Origin of the sequence: Brachybacterium sp. NBEC-018 (genome assembly GCF_024860185.1) — a bacterium.
Classification (GTDB): domain Bacteria; phylum Actinomycetota; class Actinomycetes; order Actinomycetales; family Dermabacteraceae; genus Brachybacterium; species Brachybacterium rhamnosum.
This window is the reverse complement of the sequence record NZ_CP100650.1, coordinates 1,419,238-1,440,192: the sequence shown is the minus strand read 5'-3', so window position 1 is coordinate 1,440,192 and position 20,955 is coordinate 1,419,238. Positions and strand designations below refer to the sequence as shown.

14 protein-coding genes are annotated in these 20,955 nt (G+C 74.8%); 6 read left to right on the top strand and 8 right to left on the bottom strand.

Annotated elements, in window-relative coordinates; all coding sequences use genetic code 11:
- Window positions 1-193 precede the first annotated feature (193 nt).
- Window positions 194-913 carry a DUF4194 domain-containing protein gene (locus NLU66_RS06340; protein ID WP_259362096.1) on the bottom strand — a complete coding sequence of 240 codons (720 nt, stop codon included), beginning with the start codon at window positions 911-913 and terminating at the stop codon, window positions 194-196.
- 161 nt (window positions 914-1,074) lie between these two features.
- On the opposite strand from NLU66_RS06340, the gene NLU66_RS06335 reads away from it, so the two are divergent.
- Window positions 1,075-4,182, top strand: coding sequence for a hypothetical protein (locus NLU66_RS06335; protein ID WP_259362095.1), 3,108 nt, complete (start codon window positions 1,075-1,077; stop codon window positions 4,180-4,182).
- A gap of 123 nt (window positions 4,183-4,305) precedes the next feature.
- On the top strand, window positions 4,306-4,713 hold the full coding sequence (locus NLU66_RS06330) for an MGMT family protein (RefSeq protein WP_259362094.1): 408 nt from the start codon (window positions 4,306-4,308) through the stop codon (window positions 4,711-4,713).
- Window positions 4,714-4,728: 15 nt separating this feature from the next.
- Here NLU66_RS06330 and NLU66_RS06325 read toward each other — a convergent pair whose 3' ends face one another.
- Entirely contained in the window at window positions 4,729-5,625 is an 897-nt protein-coding gene (locus tag NLU66_RS06325) for a helix-turn-helix transcriptional regulator (protein WP_259362093.1), read from the bottom strand.
- Between the two features lie 101 nt (window positions 5,626-5,726).
- Between NLU66_RS06325 and NLU66_RS06320 the strand changes: the two genes are divergently transcribed.
- Entirely contained in the window at window positions 5,727-7,214 is a 1,488-nt protein-coding gene (locus NLU66_RS06320) for an MFS transporter (protein ID WP_259362092.1), read from the top strand.
- On the opposite strand, the gene NLU66_RS06315 is transcribed toward NLU66_RS06320, so the two are convergent.
- The gene (locus tag NLU66_RS06315) at window positions 7,184-8,713 is read right to left on the bottom strand and encodes a DUF3375 domain-containing protein (protein ID WP_259362091.1); all 1,530 of its coding nucleotides are present in this window, start codon (window positions 8,711-8,713) and stop codon (window positions 7,184-7,186) included. The genes NLU66_RS06320 and NLU66_RS06315 overlap by 31 nt on opposite strands.
- Before the next feature lie 121 nt (window positions 8,714-8,834).
- Here NLU66_RS06315 and NLU66_RS06310 point away from each other — a divergent pair, with 121 nt between their 5' ends.
- Window positions 8,835-11,819, top strand: a complete 2,985-nt coding sequence (locus NLU66_RS06310; protein ID WP_259362090.1) for a glycoside hydrolase family 2 TIM barrel-domain containing protein — start codon at window positions 8,835-8,837, stop codon at window positions 11,817-11,819.
- Between the two features lie 105 nt (window positions 11,820-11,924).
- A complete protein-coding gene (locus NLU66_RS06305) occupies window positions 11,925-12,593 on the top strand; it encodes a hypothetical protein (protein ID WP_259362089.1) in 669 nt (222 codons plus the stop codon).
- Window positions 12,594-12,648: 55 nt separating this feature from the next.
- On the opposite strand, the gene NLU66_RS06300 is transcribed toward NLU66_RS06305, so the two are convergent.
- On the bottom strand, window positions 12,649-14,274 hold the full coding sequence (locus tag NLU66_RS06300) for a PQQ-like beta-propeller repeat protein (RefSeq protein ID WP_259362088.1): 1,626 nt from the start codon (window positions 14,272-14,274) through the stop codon (window positions 12,649-12,651).
- Complete coding sequence (gene tgt, locus NLU66_RS06295; RefSeq protein ID WP_259362087.1) at window positions 14,271-15,596, bottom strand: tRNA guanosine(34) transglycosylase Tgt; 1,326 nt, start codon at window positions 15,594-15,596, stop codon at window positions 14,271-14,273. The genes NLU66_RS06300 and tgt overlap by 4 nt, the downstream gene beginning before the upstream one ends.
- Window positions 15,597-15,711: 115 nt before the next feature.
- On the opposite strand from tgt, the gene NLU66_RS06290 reads away from it, so the two are divergent.
- The gene (locus NLU66_RS06290) at window positions 15,712-16,689 is read left to right on the top strand and encodes a hypothetical protein (protein WP_259362086.1); all 978 of its coding nucleotides are present in this window, start codon (window positions 15,712-15,714) and stop codon (window positions 16,687-16,689) included.
- 840 nt (window positions 16,690-17,529) lie between these two features.
- Here the strand turns inward: NLU66_RS06290 and NLU66_RS06285 are convergent.
- From NLU66_RS06285 to NLU66_RS06275, 3 genes are read right to left on the bottom strand one after another with little or no spacing between them, the layout of a single operon-like run.
- Entirely contained in the window at window positions 17,530-18,540 is a 1,011-nt protein-coding gene (locus NLU66_RS06285) for a flippase-like domain-containing protein (protein WP_259362085.1), read from the bottom strand.
- Window positions 18,537-19,652, bottom strand: a complete 1,116-nt coding sequence (locus NLU66_RS06280) for a glycosyltransferase family 4 protein (RefSeq protein WP_259362084.1) — start codon at window positions 19,650-19,652, stop codon at window positions 18,537-18,539. The genes NLU66_RS06285 and NLU66_RS06280 overlap by 4 nt, the downstream gene beginning before the upstream one ends.
- Window positions 19,649-20,779 carry a glycosyltransferase family 2 protein gene (locus NLU66_RS06275; protein WP_259362083.1) on the bottom strand — a complete coding sequence of 377 codons (1,131 nt, stop codon included), beginning with the start codon at window positions 20,777-20,779 and terminating at the stop codon, window positions 19,649-19,651. The genes NLU66_RS06280 and NLU66_RS06275 overlap by 4 nt, the downstream gene beginning before the upstream one ends.
- Between the last annotated feature and the right edge of the window lie 176 nt (window positions 20,780-20,955).

The following is a 20,955-nucleotide window of genomic DNA, read 5'->3' as shown; positions in this document are numbered from 1 at the left end:
TTCTCTCGGCACCCTCGGGAAGAGGATGAGGTGAGGCTGACCTTATTACGCAACGCCTGATGTGCTCAATTGAAGTTCGTTCAGGAAACCCGTGCTCAGCATGCCTTCCGGACATCGGTGCCCGTCACAGCGTCGGGCCCCACGCGGAATGCGGCCCGGATCACGTCCGGGCGGGGTCGGCGGGCCCGGGCGATCAGGGCGCCGCGGGGGTCTCCTGTGCGGAGGCGTCCTCGTCGGCGTCCCCGTCCTCCTCCGCGCCGTCGGCATCCACGGGGTCGTCGAGCCCGCCGACGCCGGCCTGCCGGTAGAGGTCGATGAACTCGCGCGCCACGTCCGGGCCGATCATGAGCCGCAGCACCGGGGAGACCTCGTAGTCCGTGCCCTGCTCGTCGAGCAGGCCCGCGCGCTGGACCTTCGCGATCGAGGCGCGCACCTCCTTGGCGAAGCCGGCCTCGTCCGTCGAGGTGGTGCGGCGGTAGGCGGCGAGGGCCTGCTGGATCTCCGCCTCGGAGACGACGGTGCGCTGGCCGCGCGAGGACTGGGTGAGCAGCATCTGCCGCAGCACGAGCAGCAGCACGGAGTCCAGGCGGTTCAGGCCGGTCAGCCGCCGCAGCAGCTTGGGGGCGTCGGGGTCGTCCTCGCTCTGCCGGACGAAGGCGACCTGCGCATCGTCGTCCACGACGAGCTCGAGGAAGAGGTCGGCGAGCCGCCGCTCGATCGCGGCGCGGTCCCGCAGCAGCTGCCCGTAGCGGTTCGGGTCGCGGCGGCCGTCGAGGAAGGGCCCCTGCATCAGGTGCACGAGCACCCGGCGGGACTCGTCCACGAGGGCGCCGCCGGGGGCGGTGGGGGCGTCGACGGCCTGGTCGAGGTCGTCCTGCTCGCCGGGCTCGGGGCGGTATCCGGTGCTCGTCACAGCGCCCTACCCTACCGGCGGACATAGGGGTGCACGCCGGGCGGATGAGAAGCCGATTGTGTCGAAAGCGTGACCCGGGCCACGTGATCTGGTGGAATCAGGGGGCATCCCGCAGGAATCCCCGTCCCGGCCGGGCCGGGGACCGACGGCAAGGAGCAGCCATGTCAGACGTCTCTGTCCCCCTGATCATCGTGATCGCCGTGGTGGTGATCCTCCTGATCATCCTCCTCATCGTCCTGGGTGCGCGCAGCGCCCGGAAGCGCCGCGAGGCGCAGGAGGCCGCGGACCGCCAGCGGGCCGCGGAGATGCGCGAGAAGGCACGCGCCGACGAGGCCGCCGTGAAGGAGCGCGACCTCAAGGCCCGCGAGACCGAGCTCGAAGCGGACCGCACCCGCCTGGAGGCGGAGCGCAAGGCCAAGGAGGCCGAGCAGGAGCAGATCAACGCCGAGCGCCGACGCGCCGAGGCGGAGAAGCAGCGCACCGCGGTCGAGCAGGACCGCTCGGCGGTGCAGGAGCAGCTCGCCGAGGCGGATCGCCTGGACCCCGATGTCGAGGATCCCGAGAAGGCATCCGGCCACACCGGCCGCGCCGACGGCACGGATGATGCCGGGCGCACCGAGCGTGACGGCTCGGGCGCCGGGACCGCGGCGGCCGCCGGGGCGGGCGCCGGTGGCGCGACCGCGGTCGCCGCATCGCAGGGCCGGGACCACCGCGCGGAGCCCGCTCCCACGGGATCCGAGGCCGGCGTGACCGGAGCCGAGGGCAGCGGCACGCGTGCGGAGGACCGCACGGTCGGGACCTCGCGCGAGACCACGGCGGACGCCGCCGTCGACCGCTCCGTCGACGACCGCACCGCCGCCGACGCGTCCCGCACGACCGAGCAGACCCACGAGGGCCAGGACGAGCACCGCCACAGCAGCGGCGCCGGGACCGCCGCCGCGGCGGGCCTCGGGGCCGGTGCGGTGGGCGGCGTCGCCGCCGGGACCGCCGCCTCGCGCCATGAGGAGCACCGCGGTCGCCATGCCCAGGAGCCCGTCGCCGAGGGCACGACCGAGGACCGGCCCGTGAGCGGACAGGACCGTCCGGCCGACGACGGTGCCCAGAGCACCCAGGGCACCGAGAGCACCGAGGGCACCGCCTCGACCGATCGCGACGACTCCGGTCGTGTCGGCTCGGATCGTGACGGGGCGGGACGATCAGGGACCGCCGCCGCAGCAGGCGCCGCCGGTGGTGCTGCCGGGGGCTACGCCGCCGGCTCCGCCGCGGACAACCCCGACGTGATCCGCGACCCGCAGGGGGACCTCGGGAACCGCGAGGACGGCCACCGCGCCGAGCAGGATCGCCCCCTCGGCGACCGTCCGGAGGCTCAGGACGACCGCCGCGCTGCGTCGGTCGGTGACGGCGCTGGTCGTGACGACGCCGCTCGTGACGACGCCGTCCGTGACGAGACGGACCGTGACCGTGCGGGCCGTGACGAGTCGGAGCGCGACGGGAGCAGCCGCGGCGCGACCGCCGCCGCCGTGGGCGCCGGTGCCGCCGGTGGCGTCGCCGCCGGAGCCGCCGCCTCCCACCGCGCCGACCGGGATCACCGCGAGGACGGTGACCACCGTGAGGACCGTGATGCCGACGGCACGCGCCAGGGCCTCGAGGATCGTCGCGATCCTCAGGATCGCTCCGGGCGTGAGCAGGACGGGCTCGTGCAGGAAGGTCGTCCGCTGGACGGCCAGGAGCGCTCCGACGGCGACCGCGACGAGACCCGGTACGGCTCCGCCGCGGACAACCCCGACGTGATCCGCGACCCGCAGGGCGACCTGGGCGGCGCCACCGCCTCCGGCGAGGACGGGGACCGCCGGGACGGACAGGAGCGCTCCACCGAGTACGGCGAGGCCCGCCCGGTCGAGTCCGGGACGACCACGACCGGTGCCGGTGCGGCAGCCGGAGCCGTCGGCGGGGCCGGCCTCGCCGGCGCCTCCGGCGAGTCCACCCGTGAGGGCCAGGGCGCCGAGGTCCGCGGGTCCGAGCAGGACCGCTCCGCACGTGAGCAGGACGGGCTCGTGCAGGAGGGTCGTGCGCAGGACGAGGGTCGTGCGCAGGACGGCCAGGATCGCGTTGACGGCGACCGACGCCGGGAGGACGACGGCCTGGCCGGCGCCGGGCGCGAGGACCGTGAGGACCGCGGGTCGCTCGACGGCACCGACGGCGACCGCGACGAGACCTGGTACGGCTCCGCCGCGGACAATCCCGACGTGATCCGCGACCCGCAGGGCGACCTCGGCGGCGACACCGCCGCCGGCGAGGCCCGGGACCGCACCGTCGACTCCCAGGACGACCGATCCGCTCAGGGCCGTCCGGCCCCGGAGGGCGATCGTGCTGAGGAGCCGCGGACGGACCGCTCCTCCGACCAGGACCGCCCCTATGACCAGGAGCGCTCCACCGAGTACGGCGAGGCCCGCCCGGTCGATTCCGGGACGACCACGACCGGTGCCGGCGCCGGCGCCGGTGCGGCAGCCGGAGCCGTCGGCGGGGCCGGCCTCGCCGGCGCCTCCGGCGAGTCCACCCGGGAGGGCAAGGGCGCCGAGGTCCGCGGGTCCGAGCCGGACTCGTCCGCCTCGTACGGTGCCGGGCAGGGCTCGTACGAGCAGAGCTCCTACGGCCGGAGCACCACCGGGCAGGGCGGCTCCGAGCAGCGCTGGGCGGAGGTGCGCGAGGACGGCGACGGGGACGTCGGCGGGTCCGCCGGCTCCACCCCGGTCTTCGAGACCGTGCAGGAGGACTACGCGGCCGACGACCGCACGGCGTCCGGCGACAAGGCCCGGTGGGATGCGTCGACCGGTGCCGAGCGGACCTCCGCCACGGACGGCTCCTCCGAGTCGCTGCCGCAGTACGACGGCGTGAGCCGTGAGTACAGCGAGCAGGCCCCGCAGTACGGCCAGGGCACCCAGGACGGCCAGACCGCCCAGGCAGGCCAGACGTACGGCGAGGGCCAGCAGTACGGAGAGGGCCAGCAGTACGGCGAGGGTCAGCGGTACGGCGAGCAGGCCCCGCTTCACGGCGACCAGCAGGCCGGCCAGGGCGCTCACCAGCCCCGCGTCTCCCCCTACGGCGAGGGCCAGTTCGGCGCCGAGCCGGCGGAGTTCCTCCGGGAGGACGAGGACTACCTGGGCCAGGGGCAGGGTCGGACCGACGACCGGTCGCCCGAGTTCCGCTCTCCGGAGGAGGGCACCGACGGCGTGATCCCTCCTGAGGAGGGCGACCAGCCCCGGCGCTGATCTCCGACACCGCTGAGCCCGCACCGCGGGACCCGGCGCACCACGAGCGGCATCCGCCCTGCCCCGGCAGGACGGGTGCCGCTCGACCGTGTCCGGCCCTCCCCTCCGTGTCAGACTTCCCCCATGCCCAGCGACCGTCGGCCGACCACCCCGCGCACCCGCATGGACGACCTCACCGTCGAGCGGGTGCTGCGCGTGGTCGAGGCGATCCCGCCGGGCCGCGTCGTCGCCTACGGCGAGGTCGGGGCGATCGTCGGTGTGGGCCCACGCCTCGTGGGCCGCATCATGGGCACCTGGGGATCGTCGGTCGCGTGGTGGCGGGTGACGAACGCGAGCGGCGACCATCCCCTGCTCGCCCGGGCGCGTCCGCACTGGGAGGCCGAGGGCATCGAGATCAAGCCCAACGGGCTCGGCTGCCGGATGAGCCGCTTCGGAGCGGACCTCGATCAGCTCCGCGCCGACGCCGCACCGGCCCTCGCCGAGCTCGAGGAGGAGTCCTCCCCCGAGGCGGGCCGAACCGAGGAGGGCTGACTCCCCGGTCGCTGCTCAGCCGACGAGGGAGGCGCCGTCGGCCGCCGCGAGCGGGGCCGTCCAGGCCGGATCCTCTGCGACCGCGGCCGCGAGGCGCACCAGGCGCTCGCGGGTGAGGTCGTCCGCCGGGACCATGACCACGATCCGGGAGCCGCGGTCGGGATCGAGCCACAGGCTCTGGAAGTGCACGGTGAGCAGCCCCGCCCGCGGGGAGTGGTAGCGGCGCAGCCGGGAGCGGTCGTCGGCGACGTCCCCGCGCTCCCAGAGCCGCGCGAAGTCCTCCGACGTACCCTGCAGGCGCGTGACCAGCTCGTCGACCCGGCCGCGGCCGCTGTGCTCGGCATGGCGACCGCGCAGGCGCGCCACGATGTCCGGGAGCACCTCGTCCTCGTCCGGGAGGGCGCCGCGCCAGCCGGGATCCGTGAACAGCAGCCAGGCGCAGTTGCGGTCCTCGACGGGGAGAGCGTCGAGATCACCGAAGAGGTGGCGGTAGGTGCGGTTCGCGGCGATGAGGTCGTAGGCGTCGGTCTGCACCGCCGCGGGGAAGGGCAGCAGCTGCTCGAGCAGCGCCGTGTGCTCGGGACGGACCTCCATGAGCGGCGTGCGCTTCGCGGGGGCACGGCCGGAGAGCACCGCGAGGTGGCGTCGCTCCGCGGCCGTCATCCGCAGCACCCGGGCGACCGCGTCGAGCACCTGGTCCGAGACACCGGTCGCGCGCCCCTGCTCGAGCCACGTGTACCAGGTGGTGCCGATCCCGGCGAGCTGGGCGACCTCCTCGCGGCGCAGGCCGGGGGTGCGCCGGCGGCCGGAGCCGGGAAGCCCCGCCTGCTGCGGCGTCACCTTCTCGCGGCGGGCGCGCAGGAACGCGCCGAGCTCCTTGCGGCGGGTGGCGGAGGCTTCTGCATCGGGCACCGGACCAGTCTGGACCCCGCGGGCCCCGCTATCCAGGTGGTGGTGATACCCGTATGAGCGCACTCCTGGTCCCAGGATCCGCGCGGGCGGAGGGTCGGGGCATGTCGTCCTCCCTCCGCGCTCCCGCCCCCACCCCACCGGCCCTCGCGGCGCCCGCCCCGCCCACCGGCCCCGCCGTTGGCCCCGACCCCGCCGCGGGCACCCTCACGCGCGGCGGGCTGGCCGTGCTGCTGCTCGCGTACGCGCCGGTCAACATCGTCTTCGGCTCCGCGAACGTGCTCGCGGACCCCATCGGGCGGGACCTCGGCGCGGACGCCTCCGGCCAGCAGCTCGTGCTCGCCGCCTACACCACGGCCTTCGCCGCGAGCCTCGTGATCGCGGGCCGGCTCGGGGACCGCTGGGGCCGCCGCCGGCTGCTGCTCGTGGGCTCCCTGTCGATGGTGCTCATGAGCGTCCTCACGGCCTTCGCCCCCACGCTGCACGCCGCGGTCGTCCTGCGGGTGCTGCTGGGCGTCGCCGCGGGCCTGCTCACCCCGCAGGTGCTCTCCACGATCCGCGCCGCGGCCCCCGAGCCGCTGCGCACCACGGGCCTCATGCTCTTCGCGGCCGTCGCCGGGGTGAGCACCGTCGTCGGGCAGCTCATGGCCGGTCTCGTCGCGAGCGCCCTGCCCGAGCACCTCGGCTGGCGGGCCGTGCAGCTGCTCATCGGCCTCATCGCCCTGATCGGCGCGGCCGGGCTCCCCCGCGTGCCCCGCACCCGCTCCTCGGCCCCGCTCGCCCTCGATGCGGGCGGCGCCGCGCTGCTCGGGGCGACGCTGCTGCTGCTCGTCATCCCGCTCACCCTGGGCCGCTCCGCCGGCTGGCCGCTGTGGACCCTGCTCTCCCTCGCCGCCGGTGTCCTCGCCCTCGCCCTGTTCTGGATGCTCCAGCGGCGCTCCGAGCGGGCCGGCCGGCTCGGCGTGGTCCCGCCCTCGGCCCTCGCCCTGCCGGTCGTGCACCGCGGTCTGCTCATGGCCCTGCTGTTCTTCGTCACCTACGGCGCCTTCCTCTACGAGGTGACCTCCTTCGCCCAGCTGCGGACGGACGGCGGGACCCTCGGCCCGGCCCTGCTCGTGCTCGGCTTCGGCATCGCCTTCGTGACCGCCTCCGCGCTGCTGCCGCGGCTCCTGCCCGGGGCGGGGCCGCGCACCATGACGCGGGCGGCCGTGGCGCAGGCCCTCGCGCTCCTCGCCCTCGCGGCGCTCGTGCTCACCGGCCACTCCTCGCCGATGGCCCTGCAGTGGGGCCTCGTGCCGCTGGGCGCCGCGCAGGCCCTCATGTTCGGCCCGCTGCTGAGCACGGTGCTCTCGCAGGCGCCGCAGTGGGCGGCCGGGATCGCGAGCGGCCTCTTCGCGACCGCGCAGCAGCTCGGCCTGACCCTGGGAGTCGCGGTGCTCGGCGGGCTGTTCTGGAGCCTCGCCGGGGCCGACGGCGGCGCGGCGGACCACGCCCTGGTCGTCGTGCTGGCCGTGCACGCCCTGTGCGCGCTCGTCTTCGCCGCGCTCGCGCGCTCGCTGCGTCAGTCGACGGGGACGTCCTCGAGGAAGTAGTACGCGGGGACCTTCGCCGCGTAGTCCTTCCCGTCCAGCTCCCGCCAGGTGACGATCTCCGTGGAGCCCTCGCGCTGCTGGGCGTGCTGGGTCGCGAGGAACATGAGGCCGATGACGCTCGCGAGGCCCTGCTCGGCGGGGCGCGCCCGGAGCACGTCCCCGATCGAGGCCTGGCCTCCCTGCGCGCCCGAGCCGCGCACGGCGTTGACGTGCCCGGTGAGGCCCACGATGTCGATGTCGTTCGTGCGCACGAGGTCCTGGAGCACCTCGACGCTCAGCGCGGTCGCGTCGTGCACCTCGGCCTCCGCAGGGGCGCCCGGGTCCGTGGGGTCCTTCAGACGCTGCTGGGACACGGAGGAGAGCAGGACGCGGGAGAGATCCAGCTCGAGCGGGAACGGGGTGCGCGTGGGGACCTCGTCCTTCTGCGCGAGGGCGAGCCCCTGCGCCTCCTGGAGCACCTCGAGCAGCACGCGGTGCTGGCGGAAGTCCTGGGAGCGCACGAACCGGGCGAGGGAGCGATAGAGCTCGGTCTTGACGTCGAGCACCTCCTGCGCCGGCTCGTAGAGGTCGCTGAACACGTTCGCGAGCCGCTCGCGCTCGGTGCGATCGAGGTCCCGGGCGAAGTCGCGCTCGAGGAGGCGGTCCACGAGCTCCTGCGCCTCGCGCGTCTGCACGGGGTCGTTGAGCATGCGGAAGAAGGCCGTGAACGTGCGGCCCACGGTGGACTGGCCGAGGAGGTCGTCGCCCGCGAGCAGCTGCTCGAGGATCTCGCCGCGCGCGGTCTCCGGGGAGAGGATCTGCTCGCGCAGGTGGAGGTCGACGGCGCGGAGGTCCTCGCGGTACTGGAGGAAGTCGCCGGAGAGCTCGCCGGCGATCTGGAGGATGTCGCGCAGGCGGTCCGCGGAGGCCTCGGAGCTGGGCAGCAGCAACTCCCCCTCGGCGAGGTCGCGGATCTCCTGCTCGATCCGCTCGCGGCGCCGCTGCAGATCCGCGAGGCGCACGTCGCGGTCCGTCTCCGTCTCCTGGGCGAGGCGGTCGAACTGCTGGATGACGAGGGTCAGGCGGGACTGGGTGGTCGTGGGCCGGTGGTCCTCGAGGGAGGCGATGAACTGGATCGCGTCGATCGTGGCGGGGCTCGGCTCGAAGGTCGTCTCGCTGTGCTGCTGGTCGTCGCGGCGCGTGAGGTAGCCCTCGCGCACCCAGGTGTCGACGTAGTCCCCGGCGGTGCGGCCGGTGACGGCGCCGTCCTCGGGAGCGGGCTCCTCGTCGCGCAGCAGGCCGACGTGCGCGCCCACACGGGCGACGAGCTCGGAGCGGGGCAGGCGGCGGTCGCCGGGAGGGAAGGTCGCCTGCAGGATCGAGAGCACCGCAGGCGCCTTGGTCGCGGCGAGCAGGCGCCACGTGCTCGCCCGGCGGAGCTGCTCGTAGGCGTCCTTGCGGGCCGCGACGGCGTCATGGCGGCGGTCGGTCCACCGGTCGTCGGGCGCAGGCGAGGTCACGAGGAGCGAGTCTAACGGCGCGGGCGGTCGGCGTCGCCCGACGGGGCGGCGCGAGGGTCTACGCTGTCCCTCGGGAACGTTCACGAACCCTGTCCCACCGCACTCGACGAGGAGCCGCACGATGACCACCCCCACTCCGCAGACCGCCCCGTGGTGGGAGGAGCTCCCCGCCGGCCGGAACCGCATGCGCGGCCGCGCCCACCTGCACACCGACGCCCCCGAGCTGAGCCTCGACGGCACCTGGGACTTCCGCTACGGCACCCGGGCCGACGGCTCCGACCTCGGCGAGCCCGCCCCGATCACCGTCCCCGGCCTGTGGCAGCTGCAGGGCTACGGCGCCCCGCAGTACACGAACGTCGTCTACCCGATCCCCGTGGACGTCCCCCACGTCCCGGACGAGAACCCCACCGGGCACTACTCCCGCCAGGTCGCCGTCCCCGCCGACTGGGCCGATGCCCTCGCCGCGGGCGGCCGCGTGCTGCTGCGGTTCCAGGGCGTCGACTCCGCCGCACGCGTGCTGATCGACGGCACCGAGGTGGGCGTGACCTCCGGCAGCCGCCTCACCCAGGAGTTCGACGTCACCGATGCCCTCGCCGGCGCCGGCGAGGACGGCGCCGCGGAGCACCGGCTCGACGTGCAGGTCGTCCAGTGGTCCGTGAACACCTACGTCGAGGACCAGGACATGTGGTGGATGTCCGGCATCTTCCGCAGCGTGGACCTGCTGCTGCGCCCCGCGGGCGGCATCCACGACCTCGTCACCCACGCCGACTACGACCCCGCGACCGGCGAGGGCACCCTCACGGCGCTCGCGACCGACGCCGACGGCGCCTCCGTGCCCGCGACCGTGCGCATCCCCGGCCTCGACCTCGAGGTCCCGGCGGACGGCACCCCCGTCGCCGTCGGCCCCGTGGACCCCTGGAGCGCGGAGGTCCCCTCCCTGTACGAGGCGACCGTCACCGCCGACTCCGGCGCGGAGACCGTGCGCCTGAAGCTCGGCTTCCGCCGCGTCGTCGTGGACGGCGACGTGCTGCGCGTCAACGGCGAGCGCGTCGTCTTCCGCGGCGTGAACCGCCACGAGGTCGACCAGCACGTGGGCCGCACCCAGAACCTCGAGAACCAGGACCTCGACGTGGCGCTCATGAAGCGGCACAACCTCAACGCGGTGCGCACCTCCCACTACCCGCCCCACCAGCGCTTCCTCGAGGTGTGCGACGAGCAGGGCCTGTACGTGATCTGCGAGGGCGACTTCGAGGCCCACGGCTTCCACGCCGACTCCACCTGGGGCGAGGACCCGACCGGCGCGGCCCGTCGGCCCGCGGACGACCCCCGCTTCCTCGAGACGCTCGTCGAGCGCAGCGACCGCTTCGTGCGCCGCGACCGCAACCACGCCTCGATCGTGCTGTGGTCCATCGGCAACGAGGCCGCGACCGGCTCCGTCACCACCGCGATGATCCAGGCGGTGCGGGACGCCGATGCGACCCGCCCCGTGCTCTACGAGCAGGACTACCGCACCGACGACGCGGACCTCTTCTCCCTCATGTACCCCTCGGTGCAGGAGAGCCGCGAGATCGGCGAGAAGTCCCTCAGCCCGGAGTTCCGCGAGCGCCTCGTGGGCATGCTGCGCGCCCTGGGGCTCGACGCGGCCGACGACGGCTTCGACGACGCCCCCGCCCTCACCAAGCCCTTCCTGTGGATCGAGTTCGCGCACGCGATGGGCAACGGCGCCGGCTCCCTCAAGGAGTACATGGCGCTGACCGACGAGTTCGACTCGCTGCAGGGCGGCTTCATCTGGGAGTGGATCGACCACGGCCTCGTCACGACCGACGCCGCCGGGAACCGCATCTGGGGCTACGGCGGCGACTTCGGCGAGCGCCTGCACGACGGCAACTTCGTGGCCGACGGCCTCGTGCTGCCGGACCGCACGCCCTCCCCCGCGCTGCTCGACGCGAAGCACCACTACTCCCCCGTGAAGCTCGAGGTGGGAGCCGGCTCGGCGACGCTCACCAACCGCCATGCCTTCCGCGACCTCTCCCACCTGCGTGCCGAGGTCTCCGTGGACGGCCAGCTGACGTGGCAGGAGCTCGAGCTGCCCGCGCTCGCCCCCGGCGAGAGCGGCACGCTCGCGCTCCCCGCCGCGGAGGCCGGCGTCACCGTGGTGCGCCTGCTGACCCGCGAGGCCGAGGGGGCCGTCCCCGCCGACCACCTCATCGTCGCGGCGGACCACGTGGATCCTGCGGCCCGCGCGGCCGCAGTGCCCGCCCTCGGCGCGGCCGCCGCGCCGGTCCGGGCGGAGGACGGCTCCTGGACGCTCGGCCCGGCCCGCTTCGACGACCTCGGCCGCCTGATCGCCCTGGGCGGCCTCAAGGTCGAGCACAGCGACGTCGACCTCTACCGCGCCCCCGTCGACAACGAGCGCGCCCGCACGCACTACCCGCTCGAGGCGCGCTGGAAGCGGATCGGGCTGGACGTGCCCCGCCGCCGCCTCGTCTCGCTCACGGCGGAGGGCGACGCGCTCGTGGTCCGCACCCGCCTGGGCCTGGACGGCAGCTCCCTCGGCGCGGACGTCACGACCACCTGGCGCGGCGACGCCTCCGCCGTCGAGGCGGCCGTGACCGTCACCCCGTCCGCGCACTGGCCCGCGGACCTCCCGCTGCCGCGCGTGGGCTGGACCCTCGCCCTGCCGGGCGGCCTCGACGAGGTCGCCTACGACGGCGCCGGCCCGCACGAGTCCTACCCGGACACCGGCGGCGGCGCGACCGTGGGGCTGTGGACCTCGACCCTCGAGGACCTGCAGGTGCGGTACGTGTTCCCGCAGGAGAACGGCAACCGGGCCCGCGTCGTCGCCGCGGACCTGCGCGGCGAGGCCGGCTCCCTCGCGCTGCATGCGCCGGAGGGCCTGGGCCTCGCCGTGCGGCCCTGGTCCACCGCGGAGCTCGACCGCAAGGACCACGACGGCGCGCTCGAGGCCGACGGCCGCACCTGGGTGACGCTCTCCGCGGCGCTGCAGGGCGTGGGCTCCGCGGCCTGCGGCCCCGCGCCGCTCCAGGAGTACGTGCTCGACGCCTCCGAGCGGAGCTTCGGCTTCCGCCTCACCCCGGGAGCCTGACCCGAGCAGGCACGCGCCCCGTCCACAGCGGTGCAGCGCCCCCGTGACCGGCCGATAGGCTGGACGCGGGGGCGCGCCCGTGTCCCGGGGACACGGAGGAGCACCATGACACAGGGGTACGGATCGCAGGGCCAGGGGTACGGATCGCAGGGCCAGGAGCCGGCACCGCAGGGGCAGGCACCGCAGGGGCAGTGGGTCCCGCAGGGCCAGGCGCCGCAGGGCCAGTGGGCCCAGCCGGGCCAGGCACCCCAGGGACAGTGGGCCCCGGTGACGCGCAGCCCGCAGGAGAAGGTCGCCGCCTACGCGAAGTGGATCCTGATCCTCACGATCGCCGTGGTCGCCGTGCGCGCCCTGGTCGACATCATCGGCTTCTCGACCGGATTCGCCGCCGGAGCGATCGGCGCCTCCTCGGGGGACTCCGACGCCGCCCTCGTCACCGCCGGGATCGGCGGGATCCTCGCACTCCTCGCCCTCGCGGTGAACGGCATCCTCTCGATCGCGCTGCTGGTCCTCGCGATCATGACGATCGTCCAGGGCACCGGCCGCGGCCGCACGGGCGCGATCGTCATCGTCGCGGCGCTCCTGCTGGGCGTGGTCGCCTCCTGGATCCTCCGCATCATCACGCAGGTGATCGTCGCGAACGCCGGCTACGACGCGTACACCGCCGTCGCGATCATCTCGGCGGTCCTCGAGGCGCTCCGCTGGCTCGTGATCTGCGGCGCGCTCCTCGCCGGCGCGATCATGATCCGCCGCTGGGTCGCCCAGCGCGCCTGACACCCGGCGCCCTCCCGGCCCGCGCTCACGCGGCTCCCGCCGGCGGCGCCCGCGCTCACGGGCCGAGGAGGTAGGCGGCATCCCCGGTCGTCACGAGCGCCCGGCCGTCGCCCAGCGCACGCACGCCCTCGACCTCGTCGCCGTCACGCACCACGAGGTCGAGCCGCAGCCGCCCGCTCGCCGCGTCGATCGTGCGCACCCGCACCCCCGAGCGCGGGTCCAGGGACCGCTCCCGCGGCGCCGGCGTCACCACCGCGACGAAGCCCGCCGCGACGTCGCCGCGCAGGTCCTCGAGCGGGGAGGCGAGCGGCGCGCTCCACGTGTTCTCCCCGGTCGCGGTGTCGTAGGCGAGCAGCTGACCCTGCTCGTTCGTGACGACCATGCGGGAGCCGTCGATGCCCACCCGGCTCGTGAACGCGCTCGCCTGCTCGATCCCCGCCCCGCCGGGACGTGACCATGCCCCGCCCGCCTCCGAGGCGACGATCTCGCCGGTCGCGCCGGTGCCCGCCTCGGTCCCGCTCGCGAGGACCCGGCCGTCCTCCATCCGCACCGTCCACTCGCCCGCCGGTGACGGGTCCGAGGTCCACTGCTCCTCGCCGTCCCGGGTCGCGGTCGCGGTGAGCGCACCGTCCTCCGCCGCGCACACGGTGAGCACGACGGGCTCCGTGTCGCCGGGTGCGGGATCGGTCGCGGCGATGCGGCACGGGTCCTCGGGCCCGGCGAGCACCCGACCCATCGGGAAGCCGGTCGTCGGGTCCAGCTGCACCCATCCCTGGGCCGGGTCGAAGCGCAGCGGGACCGCGGGCACCACGCCCGTGGCCGTGATCGCGTCGAGCAGGCCCGCCGGCGCCGCGCCGACCACGATCGCCGGGGCGGCGGGGCCGCCCGAGCCCGGGTCCGGCCCCCGGGGCGTCGTCGAGGCGTCCCCGTCGAGGACCTGCCAGAGCGGCTCCGGCGCGGCATCCGCCGACGGCGCCTCTGTCAGGTCGTACCCGGTGAGCAGGCACGCCCCCGCCTCGCACACGCGCGCCACGGCCACGTCCCCGGCCAGGGCGAGCACCGGTCCGGGGAGCGTCGCGAGGGCGACGGGCTCCCCGCCCCCGCCGGCGTCGAGCACGGTGGTGCCCGACTCGCTCGTCCGCAGCAGGTGCGTCCCGTCCTCGGAGAGGGCGAGCGCCTCGTCGGCCCCGGACTCCACCGCCTGGACCCGGGTGCCGCTCAGCAGCTGCCCTCCCCCGGCGGCGCGGCGCACGAGCACGGGAGCGCCCGCCGCGCCGAGGCCGACCACCGTGTCGCCGTCGCCGAGCGGGGCGATCCGGGCGAGGGCGGACGAGTCCAGCGACGGGGCGCGGGCGGCGATGAGCGCCGGCGCCGTGAGCGCCGTCGCGACCGCGAGCGCCAGCACCGCCGCAGCGGGCAGGAGCAGCGCACCCCGACCCCGCCGCAGCGCCACCAGGCCGGCCCCCGCCGCGAGCCCCACGAGGACGCCCGCGGCGATCCGCAGCACACCCAGCAGCAGATGATCGCCGAGCAGGGCGCACACCCCGGCGAGCGCCCCGAGCACGACCGCCGCGCCCGTCCAGGCGACCGGGTCCGGCCGCGACGGTCCGTCGTCCGGGGCTGCTCCGGCGCTCCCGGGACGTCGGGCGCTCCCGGGGTCCGGGACGTCGGCCTCGGTCACCGCGGGGTGCCGTAATAGGCGCCGGTGGTCTCCTCCCGCAGGGCGTCGAGCTCGCCGGCGGTGATCGCCGCGCGGATCCGGTCCACGAGGCGCACCACGAAGCGCTCGTTGTGGATCGTGCAGAGGGTCGAGGAGAGCATCTCCTTGGCCCGGAACAGGTGGTGCACGTACGCCGCCGTGTAGTGCGTGCAGGTGTAGCAGTCGCAGGTCTCGTCGATCGGCGCGAACTGCCGGCGGTAGCGGGAGCCGGTGAGGTTCACGCGGCCCGTGCGCGTGTACACCGCGCTGTTGCGGGCCACGCGGGACGGGGAGACGCAGTCGAAGGTGTCCGCCCCCGCCGCGACCGCGGTGAAGAGGTCGTCGACCTCGCTGATGCCGAGCAGGTGCCGGGGCTTCGCCTCCGGGAGCTCGTCGGTCACCCAGCCCACGATCGTGCCCAGGTTCTCCTTCTCGAGCGCCCCGCCGATCCCGAAGCCGTCGAAGCCCCAGCCCTCGACGTCCATCGCGCCGAGGTCGCGCGCCGCCTTCCGGCGCAGGTCCTCGTACTGGGCGCCCTGGATGACGCCCCACAGCTGCTGGTAGGGCCGATGGGTGCGGTCCGCGCTCAGCCGGGCGTGCTCGGCGAGGCAGCGGATCGCCCAGAGCCGAGTGCGCTCGAGGGCGCTCTCCTGGTAGCCGCGGGAGTTCATGAGCGTGGTCAGCTCGTCGAAGGCGAACATGACGTCCGCCCCGAGGCCGTGCTGGATCTGCATGGAGATCTCCGGCGTGAACCGGTGGACGTCGCCATTGATGAAGGAGCGGAAGGTGACGCCGTCGTCGTCGACGTGCGCGAGACGCTCCTTGCCCTCCGCGACGGCATCGTCCTCACCGGACGCCGTGCGGGCCTTCTCCCCGCCGGAGAACTCGCTCGAGAGCACCTTCTTGAAGCCGGCGCCGAGGCTCATCACCTGGAAGCCGCCCGAGTCGGTGTACGTGGGACCGGGCCAGTTCATGAAGGCGCCGAGCCCGCCCGCCTCGTCCACGAGGTCGTGCCCCGGCTGGAGGTAGAGGTGGTACGCGTTCGCGAGCAGCGCCTGCGCGCCCAGCTCCGTCATCGACTCCGGCAGCACGGCCTTCACGGTCGCCTTGGTGCCCACGGGGATGAAGGCGGGCGTCGCGATCTCCCCGTGCGGCGTGGAGATGACCCCCGCGCGGGCCTTCTCGCCGTCCTGCGCGGTGACGGCGAAGCCGGTGCTCGCGCGCCCGGGATGCGCCGAGGGCGGAGGGACGGCGGAGGCGGCGCCCGTCGGGGCCGCGGGGGCGGTGGCGTCTGCAGGGGTCACCGGGACATGGTCCCACGACACGGGCTCGTGGGATCATGCCCGGGGAGCGTGCGGTGGGGGCCGGCGCCGCGCTCCGGGGGACCCCCGCCATCGGCCCGGCACCGCTGGAGGACCCATGCACCAGAGCCCGATCCCGAGTACGAGCTCGAGCTCGCGTCCTCCCGCCCCGGCGGCCTCCTCGGCGGCAGGGCACCGACTGCCCGCGCTGCTCACCGCGGCCGCCGCCGGGACCACGGCGATCCTGCTCGGGACAGGCATCCTGCTGAACTCCCTGGAGGTCACCTCCACGGCGGTCTCGGTGCTCTGGGTCGTCGACGCGCTGGTCATCGCGGTGCTGATGCTCTCCGTCTGCTGGTTCCTCGCACGCTCCCACGTCAAGGGCAGGGTCACGCTGCCGGCCGTGATCGTCGCGGCGGCGCTGGTCGTTCAGCAGCTGATCCCCACGCTCGGCTCCGTCGTGTTCATCGTGATGGCCCTCGCGATGCCGATCGAGGAGTTCGTCGCCGCCGCCTCCGTCATCTGGGCGATCCGCACCTCCGTCGTGGTCCTCGCGCTCCTCGCCGCGGCGGCGATCGCGCTCGTCACCGGGCTCCGCGCCGCGCCGGGTCGCCGCTCTGTCCCCGTGCCGTTCACCGCGACCGCCCGCGCCGTGATCCTGCTCGGCACCCTGGGGGCGGCGCTCGTGCTGGACGTGCTGCCATGGCTCGTCGTGGGCATCTCCCACGCCGAGGACAGGTCGATCGCGGCGTCGTACGTCTCCGGCCTCGGGGAGAACCTCGCCGTCCTGCTCGTCATCGCGGCGGGGCTGCTCCTCGCCGCTCGCGCCGACGGCCTCCTGCGCTGGGCCGCACCTACCGTCCTGGGTCTGCTGCAGCTCGCGTCGGCCGCTCAGCAGCTCCTGCTGGCGATCCGCTCTGCACAGATCGGCTCCTCGGGGCAGCCGGTGCCGCTCGACGGAGTCCTGGAGTTCCTCGCCGAGGGCACGCTCCCGCTCTCCTTCGTGGTGGGGGCGGTCGTCGTCGGGGCGCTCCTCGCCCTCGGCCAGGGGCGCTCCGCACGTCCTCTCCCGTCGGCCGACGGAGCGGCATCATGACCGCCGTGCGCGCCACCGGCGCCGCGACCGCGATCCTCGCTGCGCTGTCCCTCGCGGTGCTCGTCGCCCCCGCGCTGCTTCCCCCGGTCGCGGGGAGGGTGCTGCCGCTGCTGACCGCCTCCCTGCTCGCGCTGCTCCTCCTCGCGGCCGCCGCGGCGCTGCACGTCGCCCCTGCCGGCCGTGGCACGGCCCTCGCGGGCATCGCCCTCGGGGCCGTGCTCCTGGGCCCGCTGCTCACCGCGGGCCTCGCCCTCGTGGACACCGCCGCGCTCGTGCTGCTCGACGAGGGCGTCGCCTCCTCGCTCGTGGCCGTCGGGTGGGTGCTCGACCCGGTCGTGCACGCGCTGCTCCTGATCGCGGCGGGCGCGCTCGGCGTCGCCCTCGCGGTCCTCGGCTCCCGCGCGACGCGGGAGACGGCGCCGCGGCCGCTGTCACGGACGCTCAGCGCCCTCGCCGTCGCGCTGCTGCTCCTCGCGGCGGTGACGCTGCCGGGCCTGCGGCTGCTCTTCGACCTCAGCGACTCGGTGACGCTGACCTCGCCGATCGGCGAGCTCGTCGGCCAGGCCCTGCTGCTCGTGGTGCTCGCCGCCGCGACGGAGACGGTCGCGGTCCTCGCACGACGGGCCACCGGCCTCGCCCTCGCGACCTGCGCGGTGGTGCTCGTCCTGCTCGCGACCCTCACCGCGACCCAGACCGTGACCGTGGCCCGGGGCTTCGCCACCGCGACCTTCGGCTACCCCGGGCCGGGCCTGTACCCGGATCCGCTGTTCACGTGGCTGCGCGCCGGGGCCCTCGTCCTCGCCGCGGGGGCGCTCGCGGCGGGCGCCGCCGCGGACCGGCTCAGCGGGCGTCCGCGCCCGTCGGCCCCGTCGGCCCCGTCGGCCCCGTCTGACCCGTCGGATCCGACGTCCCCACCGCCGCCGCCTCACGGGCGGCCCGCGCCCGGCGCGACAGCAGCAGACCCAGGCCGCCCAGGAGCAGATCCGCGAGGGTGAGCACCACGCGGGAGAGCAGCACGACCGCCAGCACCCCGCCCGTGGACAGGCTCGCACCGAGCATGATCGCGAGGATCGACTCGCGCACCCCGGCGCCCGCGGGCACCACGACGACGAGGAAGCCCACGACCCACGCGAAGCCGTAGCCGCCGATGCACAGGAGCACCGAGCGGGCGTCCGCCTCCATGCCCACGCCGACCGCGAGCACCCACACCTGCAGACCCGCGACGATCCAGGCGAGCAGCTGCCAGCCCACGGCCGCGCCGATGCCGCGCCAGCGCAGAGGGCGCTCGAGCGGCTCCCCCTTGGTCACGCGCAGCGCGAGCGCGACGATCCGGCCCAGCACGGGCGGCAGCAGCACGATGACGAACAGCGGCAGCAGCACCAGCACCCAGCCGAAGCGGTCCGCGAGGGCGGGCGGGGAGAAGGGCATCGAGATCGCGGCGAGCATGAGACCCGTGACCATCGAGATCAGGAGCGTCACGAGCATCGCGGAGACGCTGCGGCGACGCGGGATCCTGTGGTCCGCACCCATCTCCGCCGCGGCGACGATGTTCCACACACCGCCGGGCACGTACTTGCCCAGCTGCGAGACGAGGAAAACGGGCGCTGCGGAGCTCATGGGCAGCGGCGTGCCGTGGTCGGCGAGCACCGCCCGCCAGGACAGCATCGTCAGGACCACGTAGACGAGTCCCAGGGCGAGCGCCGCGACGAGCAGCAGCGGGTCCATCGAGACGAGCGCCGCGGAGACCTCGTCCCACTGCGAGACGACCGCCCAGACGGCGAGCGCGAGCGCGACGACGAGGAACCCTGCCTTCACGGCGCGGGAGCGCAGCACCTCGAGCACGCGGCTCATCGGGCGGCCTCCGCCGCGAGCCGGTCCCGGAGCGGGGCGACGACGGCCGCGGGATGGAAGGCGTCCCGGGCCGCGGCGGCGGCGCGGTGCGCGGCCGCGAGGGCCGCGGGATCCCCCGCGAGGCGGCGCAGGGCCGTGGCGAGCGCGACCTCATCCCCCGCGGGGACGAGCACGGCGGCGTCCCCGAGCACCCGGCGCTGGGGCGCGGTGTCCGAGGTGACCACGGCGCAGCCGGCGGCGATGCCCTGGTAGACCTTGTTGGGGACGACGTCCTGCCCCTTCGCGGAGGTGCCGACGATGCCGAGGCACACGTCGTGGCCGGCGACCACGGCCGGGAGCTCCGCCGCGGGCACCCAGGAGGTCCAGGTCACCGAGTCGACGCCGGCGAGGATCTCCTCGCACTCCTCGAGGTCCTGGCCGCCGCCGATCAGCGTCGCGCGCACCGGCGCACCCTCCTCGTGGAGCAGGCGCAGGGCACGGGCGATCGTGGGCGTGCCCTGGAGCGGCGTGAACAGGCCGTAGAAGACGACGGAGAGCTCCTCGCCGGCGCGGGCCTGCGGAGCCTCCGCCGCGGCGAACCAGTCCTCGGGGGCGCCGACGGGCACCACGACGCCGCGGGCCGCGACGGCGGGGGCGAGCCGGGCGCCGTGCTCGGGGGTGTCCACGACGACGAGGTCGGCGGCGGAGGTCGCGAGGCGGTCCAGGACCCGCAGCACGGCGAGCTTGAGGCCGCCGCTCTCGCCGCGGTCCTGGGCGGTGCCCGCCGCGAAGATGAGGTGGTCCAGCACGATCGTGGTGCGCGGGAACAGGACCCGCGCGAGCAGCACGTCGAAGTGGCCCAGGTAGCCCACGAGGACCACGTCCGGGGCGTGGCGGCCGCGGTACCGCAGGCGCCCGCCCACGAGTCCCGCCCAGCGCGTGGCCAGGCGCGCGACGAGCTTCCCGAGCAGCCACGGCTTGCGCAGCAGCTCGACCTTGTCCGCCGTGCTCAGGCCCAGCGGACGGTCGAGCTCGGCGACCTCCCAGCCGCTCGCGGCCAGACCGTCCAGCAGCACCCCGACGCGGGGGTGCTGGTCACGGTCGTAGGTGCCGAACCCGAGCAGACGGCTCATGCGTCGCGGCGGGGAGCGGTGGTCTCACGGCCGGCGGCCGTCGTCCACTGGTCCACGACCGCGTCGTCGGTGACGGGTCCGGTGTGCTGCGCCGGGTCGAGCACGCGCTCCCCGTCCACCCAGCCGGTGGCGATGGGCCCGGTGGAGGTGGGCACGGTCTCGCCGGAGCCGACGAGCGGGTTGTTCGGCGTCCCGTACTGCACGAGCTTGATCCGTTCGAGGGCCTCCTCGACGAGCACCCGGTTGGTGCGCTGGAGATCCGCGATGATCATGAGCACGAGCGTCATGAACGCGCAGGTGAGCAGCATCAGGCCGAAGATCAGCGACTGGATGTGGCCGTCGCCCTCGCCCATGATCGCGTAGACCAGGAAGCGCACGAACGGGATCAGGCCGATGACCCCGGCGATCGCCGCGATCCAGCCGAGCACGTGGTGCGGCTTGAACATGAGGTAGGCCCGCACGATCGCGGAGCCGGACTTCGCCATGTGCTGGAAGATGTTGTTGAACAGCCGCGACTCGCGGGTCTTGGGGTTCGTGTCGATCGCGACCGAGGCGATCCGCAGCCGCTTGTTGCCGGCCTGGATGATCGTCTCCATGCAGTAGGAGAACTGCGTGATGACGTTGAGGCGGAGCAGGGACGCCTTGGAGTAGGCGCGGAAGCCGGAGGCGGCGTCCGGCAGCTCGGTCTCCGCGGCGATGTTCACGACCTGCGAGCCGACCTGCTGCATGACCTTCTTGAACGGCGAGAAGTGCGCGATCTTCTTGGTCTGGCGGTCCGCGATGGCGATGTCCGCCTCGCCGGAGACGACGGGCGCGACGAGATCCGCGATGCGCTCCTGCTTGTACTGGTTGTCGCCGTCGGTGTTCACGACGATGTCCGCGCCGTGGGCGAGGGCGTAGTCCACGCCGTCGCGGAAGGAGCGCGCCAGGCCCATGTTCCGGGCGTGGATGACGAAGTGCTTCACGCCGTGCGCCTTCGCGACCTCGATCGTCCGGTCCGTGGAGCCGTCGTCGATGATGAGCACCTCGACGGAGTCCACGCCGGGGAGCTCCTTGGGGATCGTGTCGAGCACGAGCGGGAGCGTCTGCTCCTCGTTCAGGCACGGGATCTGGACGAAGACCTTCATGGGGACATCACCTTGTCGTGGACGTGACCGGGCCCCCGCGGTCGCTTCCGCCGAAGGCCCCCAGCACTGCGCGGAACCGGGTCAGTGTATCCAGAACGACCTGGGACGAGCAGTTGTGACGCTCACGCCGGCCGCGTGAGCCCGCGCACCAGCGGGCGCCGTCCGACGCCCCTCTA